Raw genomic sequence first — 20,877 nt, forward strand, 5'->3', positions numbered from 1 at the left:
GGCCGCTCCGCGGAGCGATGGATGCCGGCTACCTGTTGGACACGGGTGGGCGATCATTGGTTGTACTCGTCTCGTGCCCGATTGCGCGAGTCGCTGAAACTGGGACGGCATCCTCGGCGGAAAAAGGCACGCCGCGCCGTCATGATTCAGACTAGGAGTTGACAGGCGGTTCACGCCAAGCGAGGAGGATGCCATGCACATATTGCTGACCGGCGGTACGGGGCTGATCGGTCGGGCGCTGTGTCGTCACTGGCTGGCCCAGGGGCATGCGCTGAGCGTCTGGAGCCGCTCGCCGGAGCGGGTCGCCGGGCTGTGCGGCGAGGCCGTGCGCGGCATCGGCCGGCTGCAGGACTATGGCCCCGGTCCGCTGGACGCGGTGGTCAACCTGGCCGGCGCGCCCATCGCCGACCGGCCCTGGACGCACAAGCGCAAGGCGCTGCTGTGGGCCAGCCGCATCCACCTCACCGAACAGCTGCTGGCCTGGCTGGAAAGCCGCGACCACCGGCCGCAGGTGCTGATCTCCGGTTCCGCCGTAGGCTGGTATGGCGACGGCGGCGAGCGCGAGCTGGACGAAGGCAGCGCGCCGGTGATCGAGGACTTCGCCGCCCAGCTGTGCGGCGCCTGGGAGGAGACCGCGCAACGCGCCGAGACACTGGGCATCCGTGTGGTGCTGCTGCGCACCGGGCTGGTGCTGGCCCGCGAGGGTGGTTTCCTCAAGCGCCTGCTGCCGCCGTTCCGCCTCGGCCTGGGCGGGCCGATCGGCAACGGCCGGCAATGGATGCCGTGGATTCACCTGCGGGACGAAATCGGCCTGATCGATTTTCTCTTGCAGCGAGAGGACGCGCGCGGTCCCTATAATGCCTGCGCGCCGCAACCGGTACGCAACGAGGCCTTCGCCCGCGCCCTCGGCCGCGCGCTGCACCGCCCGGCGCTGCTGCCGTTGCCGGGGCCGCTGCTGAAGCTGGGGCTGGGCGAGCTGTCCGGGCTGCTGCTCGGCGGGCAGAAGGCCGTGCCGCAGCAGGCGCTGGCCGAGGGTTACGCATTCCGCTTCACCGATCTCGACTCGGCCCTGGCCGATCTATTCAAGGACACCGTATGACCGATCATGCCCTGCTGTTGCTCAACCTGGGTTCGCCGGCCTCCACCTCGGTGGCCGACGTGCGTCGCTACCTCAACCAGTTCCTCATGGACCCCTACGTGGTCGACCTGCCCTGGCCGCTGCGCCGGCTGCTGGTCTCGCTGATCCTGGTCAAGCGCCCGGCCGAGTCGGCGCATGCCTATGCGTCGATCTGGTGGGAGGACGGCTCGCCGCTGATCGTGCTCAGCCGGCGCCTGCAGCAGGCGATGCGCGAGCACTGGCCGCACGGCCCGGTGGAGCTGGCGATGCGCTACGGCGAGCCGTCCATCGAATCTGTGCTCGAACGCCTGGCGGCCCAGGGCGTGCGCAAGGTGACCCTGGCGCCGCTCTACCCGCAGTTCGCCGACAGCACCACCACGACCGCGCTGGAGGAGGTACGCCGGGTGGTGCGCGAGCGCGGCCTGCCGCTGCAGTTCGCCAGCCTGCCGCCGTTCTACGACCAGCCGGAATACCTCGATGCCCTGGTGGAGAGCGCCAGGCCCTATCTGGAACAGGATTTCGACCATCTGCTGCTGAGCTTCCACGGCCTGCCCGAGCGGCACATCCGCAAGCTGGTGAAGGACCCCGACCACAGCCTGACGGCGACCAGCAGCGCCGGCGTCAGTGCTGAGACCCTGGCGGTGTGCTACCGCAGCCAGTGCCTGCGCAGCGCCGAGCTATTCGCCGCGCGCGCCGGGCTGCCGGCGGGCAAGTGGTCGGTGTCGTTCCAGTCGCGGCTGGGCCGGGCCAAGTGGATCGAGCCGTATACCGAGGCGCGGCTGGACGAGCTGGGCCGGGCCGGGGTGAAGCGGCTACTGGTGATGTGCCCGGCGTTCGTCGCCGATTGCATCGAGACGCTGGAGGAGATCGGCCAGCGCGGGCAGGAGCAGTTCCGCGCGGCGGGGGGGGAGGAGTTGGTGCTGGTGCCTTGCCTGAATGATCATCCGCGGTGGGTGGGGGCGCTTGAGGTGCTTTGTGAGAGGGCGCCGGAGTGGGATGTGAAGTGAGGGGGGGTGGCCCTGACTCCTTAAGCTCGGATTCGGTGCTTTCCTCGGCGGGGCGGGTAAATATGAGACTTATCGCCTTCTAGCGGGTGAAGTGCAATTGTGGAAAGGGAAGTCGAGCGAGGCGCTCGTAGTCAAGGGGCTGTTGCGGTTCGCCGAGGCCTTGGCGCCGACGCAGAGCTCCACGGAGCTATAGGCGTTGCGCTTCAAGTCCTTCATGTGGCTGTCCATCCAGGCCTTATCCCGCACCCGCACCAGAGGACGGGGGCCGCGCTAGCGCGTGGTGCCTAGGCTGCCGTAGTGGTCTAGACCTGATCTAGGTACGGGCAATCTGTACCTCCGGCTTGGCCCGCGCCCGCTGCGTCCGGTTGACGCAGGTAGCCGGCCACCCCGGACCTCTGGTTATACTCGCCGGCATGTCGCCTTCCTCCATGTACGCCCCCGTCCAGCTGTTGTCCGCGAGCCGCCAGAATCTCTGGCGGCTGACCCTGATCCGCCTGCTGGTGCTCGCCGCCCAGGCCGGCTCGGTGGGCATCGCCTACCTGTCGGACCTGCTGCCGCTGCCCTGGCTGCCGCTGTGCATCACCCTCGGCGTGTCGCTCTGCCTGTGCCTGCTCACCGCCCTGCGCCTGCGCGGGCCGTGGCCGGTCACCGAGCTGGAGTACACGGTGCAGCTGGCCTGCGACTTGGTGATCCACAGCGTCCTGCTGTACTACTCGGGCGGTTCAACCAACCCCTTCGTTTCCTACTACCTGGTGCCGCTGACCATCGCCGCGGCGACCCTGCCGTGGTTCTTCTCCATGTTCCTCGCCGGGCTGGCGCTGACCGGCTACACGGCGCTGCTGATCTGGTACCACCCGCTGCACCTGAACAACGTGCAGCACGAGGCCATGCTGATCAGCCTGCACCTGTTCGGCATGTGGCTGAACTTCCTGCTGTCCGCCGCCTTCATCACCTTCTTCGTGGTCAAGATGGCCGGCGCCCTGCGTCGCCAGGACGAGTTGCAGGCGCTGCGCCGCGAGGAGGGCATGCGCGACCAGCAACTGCTGGCCGTGGCCACCCAGGCCGCCGGCGCGGCCCACGAGCTGGGCACGCCGCTGGCGACCATGAGCGTGCTGCTCACCGAACTGCGCCAGGAGAACCGCGACAAGCCCGCCCTGCAGGACGACCTGGCCCTGCTGCAGGAACAGGTCAAGCTGTGCAAGGACACCCTGCAGCAACTGGTGCGCGCCGCCGAGGCCGAGCGCCGCCAGGCGGTGGAGGAGCAGACCGCGGTGCAGTGGCTGGAGACGACCCTCAACCGCTGGCACCTGATGCGTCCCGAGGCCACCTACCGCTTCCAGTGCCTGGGCGCGGGCGCGATGCCGCGCCTGTTGCCGCCGGCGGACCTGACCCAGGCCCTGCTCAACCTGCTCAACAACGCCGCCGACGCTTGCCCGGACAAGCTGGACATCCGCCTGGACTGGGACGAGCAGTGGATCGCCCTGAGCATCCGCGACCACGGCGTCGGTGTGCCGTTGGCCATCGCCGAGCAGATCGGCCGGCCTTTCTTCACCACCAAGGGCAAGGGCTTCGGCCTCGGCCTGTTCCTCAGCCAGGCCAGCGTGACGCGGGCCGGCGGTTCGGTGAAACTCTACAACCACGAAGAGGGCGGGACGCTGACGGAACTGCGCCTGCCCAGGCTGGCGTAGCCGGGCGAACATCGATCGGGTGTCGCCTGCGGTGCGCGCGGCGCACCCTACGGCGGCTTCGGACGCGACACTACGGGAGAACGACATGTCTGACGAACAGTTGAACGAGCAGGAAGAGCAGCCGCACCTGCTGCTGGTGGACGACGATCCCACCTTCACCCGGGTCATGGCGCGGGCCATGGAGCGCCGCGGCCTGCGCGTGAGCGTGGCCAACTCGGCGGAGGAGGGCCTGGTGCTGGCCAAGGACGATCTGCCCGACTACGCCGTGCTCGACCTGAAGATGGACGGCGACTCCGGCCTGGTGCTGCTGCCCAAGCTGCTGGAGCTGGACGGCGAGATGCGTGTGGTGATCCTCACCGGCTATTCGAGCATTGCCACCGCGGTGGAGGCGATCAAGCGCGGTGCCACCAACTACCTGTGCAAGCCGGCCGACGCCGACGATGTGCTCACCGCGCTGCTTTCCGAGCATGCTGACCTCAACACCCTGGTGCCGGAAAACCCGATGTCGGTGGACCGCCTGCAGTGGGAGCACATCCAGCGCGTGCTGGCCGAGCACGACGGCAACATCTCCGCCACCGCCCGCGCCCTGGGCATGCACCGCCGCACCCTGCAGCGCAAGTTGCAGAAGCGCCCGGTCCGCCGCTGATCGCAGGTGAAACCCCGCGCCGAACCGCGCGGGTTGCACCCGCCCTACGGCTTTCCTGCTGTTATCATTAGCCCCCTAACCAAATAGTCAGGTTCGGGGCTCCCATGCTTGCCGTCATCCAGCAGACCGTCGCCATCACCGCGCCGGTCTTCTCCATGTTGTTCCTCGGGGTGGCCCTCAAGCGCCTCGGCCTGATCGACGCGCACTTCATCGCCACCGCCTCGTCGCTGGTGTTCAACGTCAGCATGCCGGTGATGCTGTTCTTCGCCATCCTCCACGCCGACCTGGCGACGGCGCTGCAGCCGGCCGTGCTCGGCTACTTCGCCGTCGCCACGCTGCTCGGCTTCCTGCTGGCGTGGGGCTGGGCGATCTGGCGGGTGCCACGCGCCGAGCGCGGGGTCTACGTGCAGGGGGCGTTCCGCGGCAACAACGGGATCATCGGCCTGGCCCTGGCCACCAGCCTGTACGGCGACTACGGCCTGTCCCTCGGCGGCATCCTCGGCGGGGTGGTGATCCTCTGCTACAACACCCTCTCGGTCATCGTGTTGGAGACCTACAACCCTGCGGGCAGCACCCGGCCCTGGGCGCTGCTCAAGAGCGTCCTGCGCAACCCGCTGATCATCGGTGTGCTGGCGGCGATCCCGTTCGCCTACTGGCGGATCGGCCTGCCGGCCTGGCTGACCACCTCGGGCCAGTACCTGGCCGAGCTGACCCTGCCGCTGGCGCTGATCTGCATCGGCGGCACCCTGTCGCTGGCCTCGCTGCGGGCGAGCAGCGGGCTGGCCATCGGCGCCAGCCTGATGAAGATGATCTGGCTGCCGCTGCTGGCCACCGCCGGCGCCTTCGCCCTGGGCTTCCGCAACGCCGAGCTGGCGATCCTGTTCCTCTACTTCGCCAGCCCGACGGCGGCGGCCAGCTTCGTCATGGCCCGGGCGGCCGGCGGCAACCACGAACTGGCGGCGGCGATCATCGTGATCACCACCCTGGTGGCGGTGGTGACCACCAACGTCGGGCTGTTCGTGCTGCGCTGGGGCGGCTGGATCTGACCGCCGGGCCTCAGCCCTGCTGCTCGATCACTTCCTGGGCCGCGCGGAAGGCGTCGATGGCCGCCGGCACGCCGGCGTAGACGGCGCAGTGCAGCAGCGCCTCGCGGATTTCCTCCACGCTGCAGCCGTTGTTCAACGCGCCGCGCACGTGGCCCTTCAGCTCCTGCGGGCATTTCAGGGCGGTCAGCGCGGCCAGGGTGATCAGGCTGCGGGTCTTGCGGTCCAGGCCGTCGCGGTTCCACACGCCGCCCCAGGCGTGCTCGTTGACGAAGTCCTGCAGCGGCTGGGTGAATTCGGTGGCGTTGCCGAGGGCGCGGTCGACGAAGGCGTCGCCCATGACTTCCCGGCGTACCTGCAGGCCTGGTTTGCGTTCTTCGCTCATGAGCAATGCTCCGTCAGTCGAGTGATTGCACGCGGACCGGCGCGGTGCCGCTCCGCAGCATGTCCAGTTGCTCGGCCGCCCGGCGCGAGACGTCGATGATGCGTCCGCGCGTGTGCGGGCCGCGGTCGTTGATGCGCACCACCACGCTGCGGTCGTTGTTCAGGTTGGTCACCCGGACCCGGGTGCCGAAGGGCAGGCTGCGGTGGGCGGCGGTCAGCGCGTGCTGGTCGAAGCGCTCGCCGCTGGCGGTCTTCTGCCCGTGATGGCGGGCGCCGTAGTAGGAGGCCTTGCCGGTCTCGCCGGCGCCGCCACCCAGGGTGGAGCAGCCGGCGACAGTGCCGAGCAGGCCGAGCAATGCCAGTGTCCGTAGCCCGGATGCAATCCGGGGAGCGCGTTCCCGGATGGTATCCGGGCTACCGGTGAGCATCGCGCGATTCTCCAGGGCATGGAGCGGCCAACGCATGGGTTGGCGCTCTCAGGAAAAGAAGGGCCGGCTCACCCTTCGAGTTTTTTCTTCAGCAGTTCGTTGACCTGGCCGGGGTTGGCCTTGCCCTTGGAGGCCTTCATGGCCTGGCCGACGAAGAAGCCGAACATCTTGCCGCGCTTGGCCTCGTCGCTGGCGCGGTACTGCTCGACCTGCTCGGCGTTGGCCGCCAGCACTTCGTCCAGCATGGCCTCGATGGCGCCGGAGTCGGTGACCTGCTTGAGGCCATGCATCTCAATGATGCGGTCAGCACTGTTCAGGTCATCGCCTTGGATATTGTCATCACCACGAGCAATGAATCTGAAAACATCTTTAGCAAGCTTTCCGGAAATTGTGTTGTCTTGGATGCGTCGGATCATGCCGCCCAGTTGCTCGGCGGAAACCGTCGACTCTTCAATCTCAATCCCAAGTTCGTTGAGCAGGCTGGACAGCTCGCCCATCACCCAGTTGGCGGCCAGCTTGGCGTCGCCGCAGGTCTGCTGGACCTGCTCGAAGTAGTCGGCCAGCTCACGGCTGGCGGCCAGCACACTGGCGTCGTAGGCGGACAGGCCGAACTGCGACTCGAAGCGCTCGCGCTTCTGCACCGGCAGCTCCGGCAGGCCGGCGCGCACCTCGTCGAGGAAGCTCTGCTCGATCACCACCGGCAGCAGGTCGGGGCAGGGGAAGTAACGGTAGTCGTTGGCTTCTTCCTTGCTGCGCATGGAGCGCGTCTCGTTGGCCGCCACGTCGTACAGCACGGTCTCCTGGACGATCTTGCGGCCGGATTCCAGCTCGTCGATCTGCCAGGCGATCTCGGTGTTGATGGCGCGCTCGATGAACTTGAACGAGTTGACGTTCTTGATCTCGCGGCGGGTGCCGAACTCGGCCTGGCCCTTGGGCCGTACCGAGACGTTGCAGTCGCAGCGCAGCGAGCCTTCGGCCATGTTGCCGTCGCAGATCCCGAGGTAGCGAACAAGTGCATGGATCGCCTTGGCGTAGGCCACGGCTTCCTTGGCGCTGCGCATTTCCGGCTCGGAGACGATTTCCAGCAGCGGCGTGCCGGCGCGGTTCAGGTCGATGCCGCTCATGCCGTGGAAGTCTTCGTGCAGGCTCTTGCCGGCGTCTTCTTCCAGGTGCGCGCGGGTGATGCCGATGCGCTTGACGGTGCCGTCTTCCAGGGTGATGTCGAGGAAGCCCTTGCCGACGATGGGGTGGTCCATCTGGCTGGTCTGGTAGCCCTTGGGCAGGTCCGGGTAGAAGTAGTTCTTGCGCGCGAAGACGTTGGTCGGCGCGATCTCGGCGTCGATCGCCAGGCCGAACTTGCAGGCCATGCGCACGGCCTCGGCATTCAGCACCGGCAGGGTGCCGGGCATGCCCAGGTCGACCAGGCTGGCCTGGGTGTTGGGCTCGGCGCCGAAGGTGGTGGCGCTACCGGAGAAGATTTTCGATTGGGTGCTGAGCTGAGCGTGGATCTCGAGCCCGATCACGGTTTCCCATTGCATGTCTTGATCCTTCCTCAGAAGCCGCTCGGTGCTTGTTTGTGCCAGTCGCTGACCTGCTGGTACTGGTGCGCGACATTCAACAGGCGACCTTCCTGGAAGTAGTTGCCGAGCAACTGCACGCCGACCGGCAGGCCGTCGACGAAGCCCGCGGGCATCGACAGGCCGGGAATGCCGGCCAGGTTGGCGGTGATGGTGTAGATGTCTTCCAGGTAGGCGGAAACCGGGTCGTCGTTCTTCGCGCCGAGCTTCCAGGCCAGGTTCGGCGTGGTCGGGCCGAGGATCACGTCGACCTCGTTGAAGGCGGCGACGAAGTCGTTCTTGATCAGCCGGCGGATCTGCTGGGCCTTGATGTAGTAGGCGTCGTAGTAGCCGGCGGACAGGGCGTAGGTGCCGACCATGATGCGCCGCTTCACTTCCGCGCCGAAGCCTTCGCCGCGCGAGCGCTTGTACAGGTCCTGGAGGTCCTTCGGGTTCTCGCAGCGGTAGCCGAAGCGCACGCCGTCGAAGCGCGAAAGGTTGGAGCTGGCTTCCGCCGGGGCGATCACGTAATAGGCGGGAATCGCGTGCTGCATGTTCGGCAGGCTGATGTCCTTGACCGTGGCGCCGAGCTTCTTCAGCGCCTCGACCACCGCCAGCACGGCGTCGGCGATGCGGCTGTCGAGGCCGGCGCCGAAGTATTCCTTCGGCAGGCCGATGCGCAGGCCGGCCAGCGGCTGGGTCAGGGCGGCCAGGTAGTCGTCGACCGGCTGGTCGACACTGGTCGAATCCTTCGGATCGAAGCCGGCCATGGCGCCGAGCAGCAGGGCGCAGTCCTCGGCGGTGCGGGCCAGCGGGCCGCCCTGGTCGAGGCTGGAGGCGTAGGCGATCATGCCCCAGCGCGAGACCCGGCCGTAGGTGGGCTTGATGCCGGTGAGGCTGGTCAGCGCGGCCGGTTGGCGGATCGAGCCGCCGGTGTCGGTGCCGGTGGCGGCCGGCAGCAGGCGCGCGGCCACGGCGGCGGCGCTGCCGCCGGAGGAGCCGCCCGGTACGCGGGTCAGGTCCCAGGGGTTCTTCACCGCGCCGTAGTGGCTGGATTCGTTGGCCGAGCCCATGGCGAACTCGTCCATGTTCAGCTTGCCCAGGGTCACAGTGCCGGCGGCAGCCAGCTTCTCGACCACGGTGGCGTCGTAGGGTGCCTTGAAGCCGGTGAGGATCTTCGAGGCGCAGCTGGTCAGCACATCTTTCGTGCAGAACAGGTCCTTGTGGCCGATCGGCGCGCCGAGCAGGGCGCCGTCTTCACCATTGGCGCGGCGGGCGTCGGCGGCCTTGGCCTGCTCCAGCGCCAGGTCGGCGGTGACGGTGATGAAGCTGTTCAGCTGCGGGTCGAGCTGCTGGATACGGGCCAGCAGGGCGCCGGTCAGCTCGGCGGAGGAGAAGGTCTTGTCCTTCAGGCCGCGAGCGATCTCGGCCAGGGTCAGTTGATGCATGGGAAAACCCTTTCCTTTATTCGATGACTTTCGGCACGAGGAACAGGCCGCTTTCCACGGCCGGGGCGACTGCCTGGTAGGCGTCGCGCTGGTTCTTCTCGGTGACCACGTCGGCGCGCAGGCGCTGGGTGGCTTCCAGCGGGTGGGCCAGCGGCTCGATGCCGGTGGTATCGACCGCCTGCATGGCGTCGATCAGGCCGAGGATGCTGTTGAGGGTCGCGGTGGTTTGTGGAACTTCGCCTTCGCTCAGGCCGAGACGGGCCAGATGGGCGATTTTTTCCACGTCGGAGCGTTCGAGCGCCATCGTGATTCTCCAGGAAGCGGGCGGATGACCGGGCGGAAGCGGGACGGGGAACGGATACCGCGCGGGGCGGTCAGATGCCGCGTTTTGTGGGCCTAAAGCCCGGAAAAGCGGGCAATTTAGCACAGAGCGCGCCTTGCCCAAAAGGCCGCTCATTGATAGAGTTTGCCGCACTTTTTTACCCAGCGTTTTCATCGCGCTCTGTCTAGGGCTTCTTTCCCATGTTCAAGAAACTGCGTGGCATGTTCTCCAGCGATCTGTCGATCGACCTGGGCACGGCCAATACCCTGATCTATGTCCGCGAGCGTGGCATCGTCCTCAACGAACCTTCCGTGGTCGCCATCCGTAGCAGTGGCAACCAGAAATCCGTGGTCGCCGTCGGCACCGAGGCCAAGCGCATGCTGGGCCGGACCCCGGGCAACATTTCCGCCATTCGTCCGATGAAGGACGGCGTGATCGCCGACTTCAGCGTCTGCGAAAAGATGCTGCAGTACTTCATCAACAAGGTTCACGAGAACAGCTTCCTGCAGCCGTCGCCGCGCGTGCTGATCTGCGTGCCGTGCAAGTCGACCCAGGTCGAGCGCCGCGCCATCCGCGAGTCCGCCCTTGGTGCCGGTGCCCGTGAAGTGTTCCTGATCGAAGAGCCGATGGCCGCCGCTATCGGCGCCGGCCTGCCGGTCGAAGAGGCCCGCGGCTCGATGGTCGTCGACATCGGCGGCGGCACCACCGAGATCGCCCTGATCTCGCTGAACGGCGTGGTCTACGCCGAATCCGTCCGGGTCGGCGGCGACCGTTTCGACGAAGCCATCATCACCTACGTGCGCCGCAACTACGGCTCGCTGATCGGCGAGTCCACCGCCGAACGCATCAAGCAGGAAATCGGCACCGCCTACGCCGGTGGCGACGTGCGTGAAGTCGATGTCCGTGGCCGCAACCTGGCCGAAGGTGTGCCGCGCAGCTTCACCCTCAATTCCAACGAAGTGCTGGAGGCTCTGCAGGAGTCGCTGGCGACCATCGTCCAGGCGGTCAAGAGCGCCCTGGAGCAGTCCCCGCCGGAACTGGCGTCGGATATCGCCGAGCGCGGCCTGGTGCTGACCGGCGGCGGCGCGCTGCTGCGCGACCTGGACAAGCTGCTGGCCCAGGAAACCGGCCTGCCGGTGATCGTTGCCGAAGACCCGCTGACCTGCGTGGCCCGTGGCGGTGGTCGTGCCCTGGAGATGATGGACCGTCACTCCATGGACCTGCTGTCCACCGAGTGATCCTGAAGTGGTGACCCGAAGCCGGAAGCTGGTTCTTCCGGCTTCGTGTTTTCCAGCCGTCAGCCGAGGGTAGCCATCATCAAACCGCTATTTGCCAAGGGGCCATCGCTGGGAGTACGACTGCTGGTGCTGGTCGTGCTTTCGGTCGTGCTGATGGTGGTGGATGCGCGTTTCGAGGTGCTTCATCCGCTGCGCTCGCAGGTCGGCGTCATCACCGAGCCCGCCTACCGCGTGGCGCGCATGCCGCTGACCCTGTGGGAAGGGGCGACCCAGCAGTTCACCAGCCGTAGCGAGCTGATGGCCGAGAACGAGAAGCTCAAGGCCGAGGCATTGCTGATGCAGGGCCGCCTGCAGAAGCTGGCCACCCTCACCGAGCAGAACGTGCGCCTGCGCGAGCTGCTCAATTCCGCCGCCCTGGTGGACGAGCGGGTGCTGGTCACCGAGCTGATCGGCGTCGACCCCAACCCCTTCACCCACCGCATCCTGATCGACAAGGGCGAGAAGGACGGCCTGTTCCTCGGCCAGCCGGTGCTTGACGCCCGCGGCCTGATGGGCCAGGTGGTCGAGGTGATGCCCTATACCGCGCGTGTCCTGCTGCTCACCGATACCAACCACAGCATCCCGGTGCAGGTGAACCGCAACGGCCTGCGCGCCATCGCCGCCGGCAGCGGTAATCCGGAGCGGCTGGAGCTGCGCCACGTGGCCGACACGGCGGATATAAAGGAAGGCGACCTGCTGGTCAGCTCCGGCATGGGCCAGCGCTTCCCGGCCGGTTACCCGGTGGCGACCGTCAGCGAGGTCATCCACGACTCGGGGCAGCCCTTCGCTATCGTCCGCGCCGTGCCTACCGCCGCGCTGAACCGCAGCCGCTACATGCTGCTGGTGTTCACCGACGACAGGACGCCGGAGGAGCGCGCCACCGAGGCGGCCGAAGCGCAGGAGGCCGCGGATCGCGAGGCCGCCGATGCCGCCCGCGCGCAGCCGGCGCCCGCCGCGCAACCGTCGCAGACGCCAGCCGGTTCTGCGCCGCCCGCCGCACCTTCCGCACCGGCTGCAGAACGAGGGAGTCGCTGATGGCGCAGGCGAGGGCACGCAATGGCTGGGTGATCTGGCTGACCCTGGTACTGGCACTGCTGCTGAGCGTCGCCCCCATGCCGCCGTTCATGGAAATCGGCCGCCCTCTATGGCTGGCGCTGTTCCTGACCTTCTGGGTACTGGTGCTGCCGCATCGCATCGGCATGATCAGCGCCTGGTGCCTGGGGCTGGTGGAAGACGTACTGTTCGGCTCCCTGCTGGGGCAGAACGCGCTGATCCTGACCCTGATCATCTTCCTGGTGCTGTCCCTGCACCGGCGCCTGCAGATGTTCCCCATGTGGCAGCAGAGCCTGGTGCTGCTGGTGGTGTTCGGCATCGCCCAGCTGGTGCAGCTGTGGCTCAACGCCCTGACCGGCAATCGGCCGCCGACCCTGGCCTTCGTCCTGCCCGCGCTGATCAGCGCCTTGCTCTGGCCCTGGGTGTTCGCCATCCTGCGGGGACTGCAGCAGCGTTTCGCCGTGCGCTGAGGCCGCCCGTTCGTCCTTCTCGAGCGTCCCGTGTCCGCGGCGGGGCCGCCCATCCACTCTGACAGGGAGATGTCACATGGCCACGCTCCACCTGGCCTCGGGTTCCCCTCGCCGGCGCGAACTGCTGGCGCAGATCGGTGTGCCCTTCGTCACGCTAATCGCCTCCATTGATGAAACGGCATTGCCCGACGAGCCCGCGCAGCGCTATGTAGAGCGCCTGGCGCGGGAGAAGGCGCAGGCCGGGCTGGCCACGTTGGAGGGGGCGGAAGGCGCCGTGGTGCTCGGCGCCGACACCGCCGTCGTGCTCGACGGGCGGATTCTCGGCAAGCCGAACGACCGCGCCGACGCCTTGTCTACGCTGGCTGCGCTGTCCGGACGCGAGCACGAGGTGATGACCGCCGTGGCGCTGGCCACCGCCGATCGCGTCGAATCGCGGGTGGTGGTCAGCCGGGTGCGCTTCCGCCCGTTGCGGCCCGGCGAGGCCGAGGCCTACTGGGCCACCGGCGAGCCGCGCGACAAGGCCGGCGGCTATGGTATTCAGGGGTTGGCGGCGGTCTTCGTCAGCCAGCTCGAAGGCAGCTATTCGGCCGTGGTCGGCCTGCCGCTGTGCGAAACCGCGCAGTTGCTGGAGGTGTTCGGCATTCCGTGCTGGCAGAGCTGATCTGCCGGCCCACAACAGACAGCGCGCGGCGCCTGGCCGCCACGCAGAGTAGGACGCATGAGCGAAGAGATCCTGATCAACATCACGCCGATGGAGTCGCGCGTGGCGGTGGTGGAAAACGGTGTGCTGCAGGAGGTGCATGTCGAGCGCACCCAGAAGCGCGGCATCGTCGGCAACATCTACAAGGGCAAGGTGGTGCGGGTGCTGCCGGGCATGCAGGCCGCGTTCGTCGACATCGGCCTGGAGCGCGCGGCCTTCATCCATGCGGCGGAGATCTCGACCCGCGAGGGCAGCGCGCAGGAGTCCATCGGCGCGCTGGTCCACGAGGGGCAGAGCCTGGTTGTGCAGGTGACCAAGGACCCGATCGGCACCAAGGGCGCGCGCCTGACCACCCACCTGTCCATCCCGTCGCGCTATCTGGTGTACATGCCGCGCACCAGCCACGTCGGCATTTCCCTGAAGATCGAGGACGAAGGCGAGCGCGAGCGACTGAAGAAGGTAGTGGCCGACTGCGTGGCGGCCGAGGGTATCGAGGAAGTCGGTGGCTTCATCCTGCGTACCGCCGCCGAAGGCGCCGGTGCCGACGAGATCCTCGCCGACATCCGCTACCTGCGTCGCCTGTGGGAGCAGATCGCCGGGCAGATGCAGACCGCCACCACGCCCTCGGTGATCTACGAGGACCTGTCCCTGGCCCTGCGCACGCTGCGCGACCTGGTCAACCCGAAGATCGAGAAGATCCGCGTCGACTCGCGGGAAACCTTCGGCAAGATCACCCAGTTCGTCGACGAGCTGATGCCCGAGGTCGCCGACCGCCTGGAGCACTACCCCGGCGAACGGCCGATCTTCGACCTGTACGGCGTCGAGGACGAGATCCAGCGCGCCCTGGAGCGCAAGGTGCCGCTCAAGTCCGGCGGCTACCTGATCGTCGACCCGGCCGAGGCGATGACCACCATCGACGTCAACACCGGCGCCTTCGTCGGCCACCGCACCCTCGAAGAGACCATCTTCAAGACCAATCTCGAAGCGGCGACCGCCATCGCCCGCCAGCTGCGCCTGCGCAACCTGGGCGGGATCATCATCATCGATTTCATCGACATGGAGGACGAGGAGCACCAGCGCCAGGTCCTGCGCACGCTGGAAAAGCAGCTGGAGCGCGACCATGCCAAGACCAACATCATCGGCATCACCGAGCTGGGCCTGGTGCAGATGACCCGCAAGCGCACCCGCGAGAGCCTCGAACAGGTGCTGTGCGAGCCGTGCAGTGCCTGCCAGGGGCGCGGCAAGCTGAAGACGCCGGAGACCATCTGCTACGAGATCTTCCGCGAGATCCTGCGCGAGGCCCGCGCCTACCAGGCGGAAGGCTACCTGGTGCTGGCCGAGCAGAAGGTGGTCGACCGCCTGCTCGACGAGGAGTCGGGCAACGTCGCCGACCTGGAGGCCTTCATCGGCCGCACCATCAAGTTCCAGGTGGAAAGCATGTATTCCCAGGAACAGTACGACGTGGTGCTGCTGTGAACCGGCGCGCCGAATGAACTTCCTCCTTGGCCTGGTCGCCAGGCTGCTGCGCTGGGGACTGGGGCTGTGCGCGCTGGGGCTGGTGCTGGCCGCGCTCTACGTCAGCCTCGGCCGCGAACTGGTGCCGCTGGTGGCCGAGTATCGCGAAGAAGTCGAGGCCAGGGCCGCGACGGCGCTGGACATGCCGCTCGCCATCGGCAGCCTGGAGGGCGGCTGGCGCGGTTTCTCGCCGATACTCACCGCCCACGACGTGCTGCTGGGCGAAGGCGACAGCGCGGTGCGCCTGGACCAGGTGCGGGTGGTGCCGGATGTGCTGGCCAGCCTGCTGGCGCGCCAGCCACGCCTCGCCAACCTGCAGCTCGAAGGGCTGCAGCTCAGCCTGCGGCAGGACGGGGAAGGGCGCTGGGCGGTGGAAGGGCTGCCAAAGCGCGAGCCCGCCCGCCCGCTCGACCCGCAGAAGCTGATCGACGGCCTGGCCATGGTCGAGCGGGTCTCGCTGCTGGGCAGCCAGCTGACCTTCGAGCCCTTCGAGCAGGCGCCGCGCAGCCTCACCTACATCGACGTCACCCTGCGCAGCGGCGTGGTGCGCCATCGCCTCGACGGCCGCCTGCGCCTGCCGGACGGCCAGCCGCTGGCGTTCAGCCTGCGCACGCGCCTGGACCGCGCGGACTGGCGCGCGAGCAGCGCCCAGGCCTACCTCAGCCTGCCGCAGAGCGACTGGGCCGCCTGGCTGCCCGCAGGGCTGACCCGCGACTGGCAGCTGAGCAAGGCCCAGGCCGGTGGCGAATTCTGGCTGGACTGGGACCAGGGCCAGATGCAACGCGGCGTCGCCCGTCTGCACGCGCCGGAGATCGCCGGTCGCTACGCCGGGCAAGAGCCGGTGGAGATCGACGACCTGAACCTGAACGCCTACTTCGAGCGCCGCGCCGACGGCTTCGACCTGCTGCTCGACTCCCTCGCCCTGAGCCTCGGCGAGACGCGCTGGGGCGAGGTGCAGCTGGCGCTGGCCCAGCAGCTCGATGCGAGCGGCCAGGTCGAGCGCTGGCGGCTGAGCGCCGACCACCTCGACCTCACGCCGCTGACCCCGGTGGTACTGGCCCTGGCGCCGCTGCCGGAGGCGGCTGGCGAGGCCGTCGGCGAACTGGACCCGCGCGGCACGCTGCGCAACGTGCAACTGGAATACTTCCCGCAACTGACCGACGCCAGCCGCGTGCGCTTCTCCGGCAACCTCGACCGGGTCAGCATCGGCGCGTGGCACGGCGTGCCGGCGGTGGAAAACGCCAGCGGCAGCGTGCGCGGCGATCTGGGCGGTGGCGAGGGCCTGGCCGACAGCGAGAACTTCGGCCTGCACTTCCCCAACCTGTTCCCCGAGATGTGGCACTACCGCCAGGCCGGCGCCCGGCTGCGCTGGGAGCTGGACGACGAGGGCTTCACCCTGTACAGCCCCTACCTGCAGGTGGTGGGCGAGGAGGGGCGGATCGCCGGCGACTTCATGGTGCGGCTGAAGAAGGACCCGGCCCAGGAAGACTACATGGACCTGCGCGTCGGCCTGCACGACGGCGACGCCCTGAAGGCCAAGAAATACCTGCCGACCCGCTCGCCAGGGCTCAGCCCGGCGCTGGCCGAATGGCTGCAGACCGCCATCCGCGGCGGCCACATCGAGGATGGCTGGTTCGAGTACCAGGGCGCCCTGGCCAAGGAGGCGGCCGACGAAGCGCGCAGCATCGGCCTGTACTTCCTGGTCGACAACGCCGAACTGGCCTTCCAGCCGGGCTGGCCGGTGCTGCGCGATGCCCGCGGCGAGGTGCTGATCGAGGACGACGGCGTCGAGGTACGGGTGCCCGAGGCGCGCATCCTCGACAGCCGCGTCAGCAACGTCACGGTCAACGTGCCCAGGGCGCCGCGCGGCCAGGTGCCGCGCCTGGCCCTGGAGGGAGAGGTGCAGAGCAGCCTGCCCGACGCGCTGAAGATCCTGCGGGAGGCGCCGATCGGCACCGCCGACATCTTCGCCGGCTGGCAGGGCCAGGGCCCGCTGAGCGGCAGGCTGAAGCTGGACATACCGCTGGCCAAGGGCGAGAAGCCCCAGGTGCGGGTGGACTTCGCCACCGAGGGCGCGCGGCTGGAGATCGCCACGCCGAAACTGGCCTTCACCCAGCTCAAGGGCGCCTTCCGCTTCGACACCGCCCGCGGCCTCAGCGCGCCGGACATCCGTGCCCACGCCCTGGGCCACGCGGTGCGCGGCCGCGCCCTGGCCGAGGGCGCGCGAGGCAACGCCCGTACCCGCATCGAGGCCAGCGGCCGGATTCCGCTGGAGCAGCTGACCGGCTGGCTGGGGGTGACCCAGCCACTGCCGGTGAGCGGGGAAATCCCCTACCGGCTCGACCTGGCCCTGGACGGCGGCAACAGCCAGTTGCGCGTCGATTCCGACCTCAAGGGCCTGGCCGTCGAGCTGCCGGCGCCCTTCGCCAAGGCCGCTTCGGATTCGCGTGCCGCCAGCTGGCGCATGACCCTGCAGGGCGCGGAGCGGCGCTACTGGTTCGACTACGGCGGCGTCGCCAGCCTGGCCTTCGTCGCGCCGGCGGAGCAGCCCCAGCAGGGGCGCGGCGAGCTGCGCCTGGGCGGCCAGTCCGCCAGCCTGCCGGCGGGGCAGGGGCTGCGCGTGGTCGGTCGCGTCGACGAGCTGGACTGGAGCGCCTGGCAGGCCGCCGCCAAGCCCTACCTGGGGCTGGCCGACGACGGCCAGAGCCGCCAGCTCTTCCGTGGCGCCGACCTGCGCATCGGCCGCTTCGACGGCTTCGGCACCCAGGTCGACGACCTCGGCGTCAAGCTCGCCCGGGCCAACGCGGCCTGGCGTCTGGACCTCGACAGCGCCCTGCTGGAGGGCCGGGTCACGCTGCCCGACGCTGGCGGCGCGCCCATGGTCATCGACCTGGCGCGCCTGAGCTTCCCGCCCGCCGAGCCGCGCAGCGAGGCAGCGGCCGACGAGCCGGATGCCCCCGACATGCTGGCCGCCGTCGACCCGCGGCAGATTCCCGCGCTCGACCTGCGCATCGCCCGGGTCATGCAGGGCGACGTGCTGGTCGGCGCCTGGTCGCTCAAGGCGCGGCCGACCTCGACCGGCGTGCGTTTCGACGACCTGTCCCTGCAGCTCAAGGGCCTGCAACTGGGCGGCAGCGCCGGCTGGGATGGCGCGCCCGGCGCCAGTGGCAGCTGGTACAAGGGCCGCCTGGAGGGGGAGAACCTGGCCGACGTGCTCAAGGCCTGGGGCTACGCGCCCAGCGCCACCAGCGAGCGCTTCCGCCTGGACGTGGACGGCAGTTGGCCCGGCTCGCCGGCCTGGTTCAGCATGAAGCGCCTGTCCGGCCGCCTGGACGCCAGCCTGCGCCACGGCCAGTTCGTCGAGGTGCAGGGCTCGGCCTCCGCGCTGCGCGTGTTCGGCCTGCTCAACTTCAACTCCATCAGCCGCCGCCTGCGCCTGGACTTCTCCGACCTGCTCGGCAAGGGCTTCAGCTACGACACCACCAAGACCCTGCTGGTCGGCAAGAGCGGCGTGTTCGTGACCCGCGAGCCGCTGCGCGTGGTCGGCCCTTCCAGCACCCTGGAGCTGGACGGCACCCTCGACATGGCGCGGGACGAGATCGACGCCAAGCTGCTGGTGACCCTGCCGGTGACCAACAACCTGCCGCTGGCCGCGCTGATCGTCGGCGCGCCGGCGGTGGGCGGCGCGCTGTTCGTGGTCGACAAGCTGCTCGGCGACCGGGTCGCCCGCTTCGCCAGCGTGCAGTACCGGGTCAAGGGCCCCTGGCAGGAGCCCGAGATCAGCTTCGACAAGCCCTTCGAGGCGCCGCGGTGAAGCCAGCCCAGGCGACATGGGTTAGCATGCGGGCAAGGAGGCGTTCATGTCCCTCGCCGTAATCCAGATGGTCAGCCAGGACGATGTCCCGGCCAATCTCGCCGCCGCCCGTCGCCTGTTGCAGGAGGCGGCCGAGCGTGGCGCGCGCTTGACCGTGCTGCCGGAAAACTTCGCCGCCATGGGCCGCCGCGACCAGGCCGCCCTCGGTCGCGCCGAGGCCGACGGCAGCGGCCCCATCCTGCCCTGGTTGAAGCGCACGGCCCGCGACCTCAGGTTATGGATAGTCGCGGGCACCCTTCCCCTGCCGCCGGACGGCCGGCCCGAGGCCCGCGCCCACGCCTGCTCGCTGCTGGTCGACGAGGATGGCGAACGGGCGGCCCGCTACGACAAGCTGCACCTGTTCGACGTCGATGTGGCCGACAGCCGCGGCCGTTACCGGGAGTCGGACGACTATGCTTTCGGGGAACAGGTGGTGGTGGCCGATACGCCGGTGGGACGCCTCGGCCTGAGCGTGTGCTACGACCTGCGTTTCCCCGAGCTGTACACCCGGCTGCGCGAGGCCGGTGCCGAACTGATCAGCGCGCCGGCGGCCTTCACCGCCGTCACCGGCGCCGCCCACTGGCAGGTGCTGACCCGCGCCCGCGCCATTGAGACCCAGTGCTACGTGCTGGCGGCGGGGCAGGGCGGCAGCCATCCGGGCGGCCGCGAGACCTTCGGCCACTCGGCCATCATCGACCCCTGGGGGCGGGTGCTGGCCGAACGATCCAGCGGCGAAGCGGTTCTGCTCGCCGAACGCGACGCCGCCGAGCAGGCGGCCGTGCGCCAGCGCATGCCGGTGGCACGTCACAGACGATTCATCGCGCCGGTCCAGCCCGGTCCGGCGCCCACGGAGCAGTTATGAGCGACATCCTCGGCCGCGTCAGCGGCCACCTGCTGGCCCCCGGCAACCTGACCATCGAGCAGCTGCCGGCCATCCTCGGCGAACTCGCCGGCCCCGGCATCGACGCGGCGGACTTGTACTTCCAGAGCCAGGTCTCCGAGTCCTGGGTGCTGGAAGACGGCATCGTCAAGGAAGGCAGCTTCAATCTCGACCAGGGCGTGGGCGTGCGCGCCCAGTCCGGCGAGAAGACCGGCTTCGCCTACAGCAACGCCATCCATGCCGAGGCCTTGGGCCAGGCGGCACGCGCCGCCCGCTCCATCGCCCGCGCTGGCCAGCAGGGCCGGGTGCAGGCGTTCGCCAGCCCGGCGGTCACCGCGCTCTATGCCCAGGACAACCCGCTGGAAGTGCTGGAGCGCGCCGAGAAGGTCGAGCTGCTCAAGCGCATCGACGTGTTCACCCGCACCCTCGACCCGCGCATCAAACAGGTCACCGTCAGCCTGGCCGGGGTCTGGGACCACGTGCTGGTGGCCGCCAGCGACGGCAGCCTGGGCGCGGACATCCGCCCGCTGGTGCGCTTCAACGTCAGCGTCATCGTCGAGCAGAACGGCCGCCGCGAGCGTGGCGGCCACGGCGGCGGCGGGCGCACCGACTACCGCTACTTCCTCGAACGCGACGGCAGCGGCGAGGAACGCGCCATGGGCTATGCCCGCGAGGCGCTGCGCCAGGCGCTGATCAATCTGGAAGCGGTCCCCGCGCCGGCCGGTACGCTGCCGGTGGTGATGGGCGCCGGCTGGTCCGGCGTGCTGCTGCACGAGGCGGTCGGCCACGGCCTGGAAGGCGACTTCAACCGCAAGGGCAGCTCGGCCTATAGCGGCCGTATCGGCCAGCCGGTGGCGTCCAAGCTGTGCACCATCGTCGACGACGGCACCCTGGCCGGCCGTCGCGGTTCGCTGAGCCTGGACGACGAAGGCACCCGCACCCAGTGCACCACGCTGATCGAGAACGGCGTGCTCAAGGGCTACATGCAGGACAAGCTCAATGCCCGCCTGATGGGCGTGGCGCCGACCGGCAACGGCCGTCGCGAGTCCTACGCGCACCTGCCGATGCCGCGCATGACCAACACCTACATGCTGGCTGGCGAGAGCGAGCCGGAAGAAATCATCCGTTCGGTGAAGCGCGGCATCTACTGCGCCAACCTCGGCGGCGGCCAGGTGGACATCACCAGTGGCAAATTCGTGTTCTCCACCAGCGAGGCCTACCTGATCGAGGACGGCAGGATCACCACCCCGGTCAAGGGCGCGACCCTGATCGGCAACGGCCCGGAAGCCATGAGCAAGGTGTCCATGGTCGGCAACGACCTGGCGCTGGACAGCGGCGTGGGCACCTGTGGCAAGGACGGCCAGTCGGTGCCGGTGGGCGTCGGCCAGCCGACCCTGAAGATCGATGCGATCACCGTCGGCGGCACCGGTTCGTAGGATGGGTTGAGCCTCGTGATACCCAGCAACCCCCACCCATCCTGCTGGCTGGGA

General features: G+C 68.8%; 18 protein-coding genes. 13 read left to right on the forward strand and 5 right to left on the reverse strand.

Annotated features, from left to right (window positions below):
* Window positions 1-193 precede the first annotated feature (193 nt).
* From N7640_RS01490 to N7640_RS01510, 5 genes are all read left to right on the forward strand, one after another.
* Complete coding sequence (locus tag N7640_RS01490) at window positions 194-1,099, forward strand: TIGR01777 family oxidoreductase (protein ID WP_279904670.1); 906 nt, start codon at window positions 194-196, stop codon at window positions 1,097-1,099.
* Window positions 1,096-2,124, forward strand: coding sequence for a ferrochelatase (gene hemH / locus N7640_RS01495; protein WP_279904671.1), 1,029 nt, complete (start codon window positions 1,096-1,098; stop codon window positions 2,122-2,124). Before N7640_RS01490 ends, hemH begins: the two co-directional genes overlap by 4 nt.
* Before the next feature lie 428 nt (window positions 2,125-2,552).
* Window positions 2,553-3,812 (forward strand): ATP-binding protein, encoded by a 1,260-nt coding sequence (locus N7640_RS01500; protein WP_279904672.1) that lies wholly within the window; start codon window positions 2,553-2,555, stop codon window positions 3,810-3,812.
* Between the two features lie 85 nt (window positions 3,813-3,897).
* On the forward strand, window positions 3,898-4,458 hold the full coding sequence (locus N7640_RS01505) for a response regulator transcription factor (RefSeq protein WP_220815411.1): 561 nt from the start codon (window positions 3,898-3,900) through the stop codon (window positions 4,456-4,458).
* 104 nt (window positions 4,459-4,562) lie between these two features.
* On the forward strand, window positions 4,563-5,504 hold the full coding sequence (locus N7640_RS01510; protein ID WP_279904673.1) for an AEC family transporter: 942 nt from the start codon (window positions 4,563-4,565) through the stop codon (window positions 5,502-5,504).
* A 10-nt stretch (window positions 5,505-5,514) separates the two neighbouring features.
* Here the strand turns inward: N7640_RS01510 and N7640_RS01515 are convergent, their stop codons facing one another.
* The 5 genes from N7640_RS01515 to gatC form a co-directional block, all read right to left on the reverse strand.
* Window positions 5,515-5,886, reverse strand: a complete 372-nt coding sequence (locus tag N7640_RS01515) for a carboxymuconolactone decarboxylase family protein (protein ID WP_279904674.1) — start codon at window positions 5,884-5,886, stop codon at window positions 5,515-5,517.
* Window positions 5,887-5,899: 13 nt separating this feature from the next.
* Window positions 5,900-6,313 (reverse strand): septal ring lytic transglycosylase RlpA family protein, encoded by a 414-nt coding sequence (locus N7640_RS01520; protein WP_279904746.1) that lies wholly within the window; start codon window positions 6,311-6,313, stop codon window positions 5,900-5,902.
* Window positions 6,314-6,381: 68 nt separating this feature from the next.
* Entirely contained in the window at window positions 6,382-7,851 is a 1,470-nt protein-coding gene (gene gatB, locus N7640_RS01525; RefSeq protein ID WP_279904675.1) for an Asp-tRNA(Asn)/Glu-tRNA(Gln) amidotransferase subunit GatB, read from the reverse strand.
* A 14-nt stretch (window positions 7,852-7,865) separates the two neighbouring features.
* Window positions 7,866-9,317 carry an Asp-tRNA(Asn)/Glu-tRNA(Gln) amidotransferase subunit GatA gene (gatA, locus tag N7640_RS01530; RefSeq protein WP_279904676.1) on the reverse strand — a complete coding sequence of 484 codons (1,452 nt, stop codon included), beginning with the start codon at window positions 9,315-9,317 and terminating at the stop codon, window positions 7,866-7,868.
* Window positions 9,318-9,333: 16 nt separating this feature from the next.
* Window positions 9,334-9,621, reverse strand: coding sequence for an Asp-tRNA(Asn)/Glu-tRNA(Gln) amidotransferase subunit GatC (gatC, locus tag N7640_RS01535; protein ID WP_220813871.1), 288 nt, complete (start codon window positions 9,619-9,621; stop codon window positions 9,334-9,336).
* Window positions 9,622-9,839: 218 nt separating this feature from the next.
* On the opposite strand from gatC, the gene mreB reads away from it, so the two are divergent.
* From mreB to tldD, 8 genes are all read left to right on the forward strand, one after another.
* Complete coding sequence (mreB, locus tag N7640_RS01540; RefSeq protein WP_021701292.1) at window positions 9,840-10,877, forward strand: rod shape-determining protein MreB; 1,038 nt, start codon at window positions 9,840-9,842, stop codon at window positions 10,875-10,877.
* A 78-nt stretch (window positions 10,878-10,955) separates the two neighbouring features.
* Window positions 10,956-11,951 carry a rod shape-determining protein MreC gene (gene mreC / locus N7640_RS01545; protein WP_220813968.1) on the forward strand — a complete coding sequence of 332 codons (996 nt, stop codon included), beginning with the start codon at window positions 10,956-10,958 and terminating at the stop codon, window positions 11,949-11,951.
* Window positions 11,951-12,439 carry a rod shape-determining protein MreD gene (gene mreD, locus N7640_RS01550; protein WP_279904677.1) on the forward strand — a complete coding sequence of 163 codons (489 nt, stop codon included), beginning with the start codon at window positions 11,951-11,953 and terminating at the stop codon, window positions 12,437-12,439. Before mreC ends, mreD begins: the two co-directional genes overlap by 1 nt.
* 76 nt (window positions 12,440-12,515) lie before the next feature.
* The gene (locus N7640_RS01555; protein ID WP_279904678.1) at window positions 12,516-13,100 is read left to right on the forward strand and encodes a Maf family protein; all 585 of its coding nucleotides are present in this window, start codon (window positions 12,516-12,518) and stop codon (window positions 13,098-13,100) included.
* 57 nt (window positions 13,101-13,157) lie between these two features.
* Window positions 13,158-14,615, forward strand: coding sequence for a ribonuclease G (gene rng, locus N7640_RS01560; RefSeq protein ID WP_220813874.1), 1,458 nt, complete (start codon window positions 13,158-13,160; stop codon window positions 14,613-14,615).
* A 13-nt stretch (window positions 14,616-14,628) separates the two neighbouring features.
* On the forward strand, window positions 14,629-18,468 hold the full coding sequence (locus N7640_RS01565; protein WP_279904679.1) for a YhdP family protein: 3,840 nt from the start codon (window positions 14,629-14,631) through the stop codon (window positions 18,466-18,468).
* Window positions 18,469-18,514: 46 nt separating this feature from the next.
* Complete coding sequence (locus tag N7640_RS01570) at window positions 18,515-19,369, forward strand: carbon-nitrogen hydrolase family protein (RefSeq protein WP_279904680.1); 855 nt, start codon at window positions 18,515-18,517, stop codon at window positions 19,367-19,369.
* Complete coding sequence (gene tldD / locus N7640_RS01575) at window positions 19,366-20,823, forward strand: metalloprotease TldD (protein WP_279904681.1); 1,458 nt, start codon at window positions 19,366-19,368, stop codon at window positions 20,821-20,823. The genes N7640_RS01570 and tldD overlap by 4 nt, the downstream gene beginning before the upstream one ends.
* Window positions 20,824-20,877 lie beyond the last annotated feature (54 nt).

This window comes from Pseudomonas sp. GD04015 (genome assembly GCF_029837675.1).
GTDB classification, from domain to species: domain Bacteria; phylum Pseudomonadota; class Gammaproteobacteria; order Pseudomonadales; family Pseudomonadaceae; genus Aquipseudomonas; species Aquipseudomonas paralcaligenes.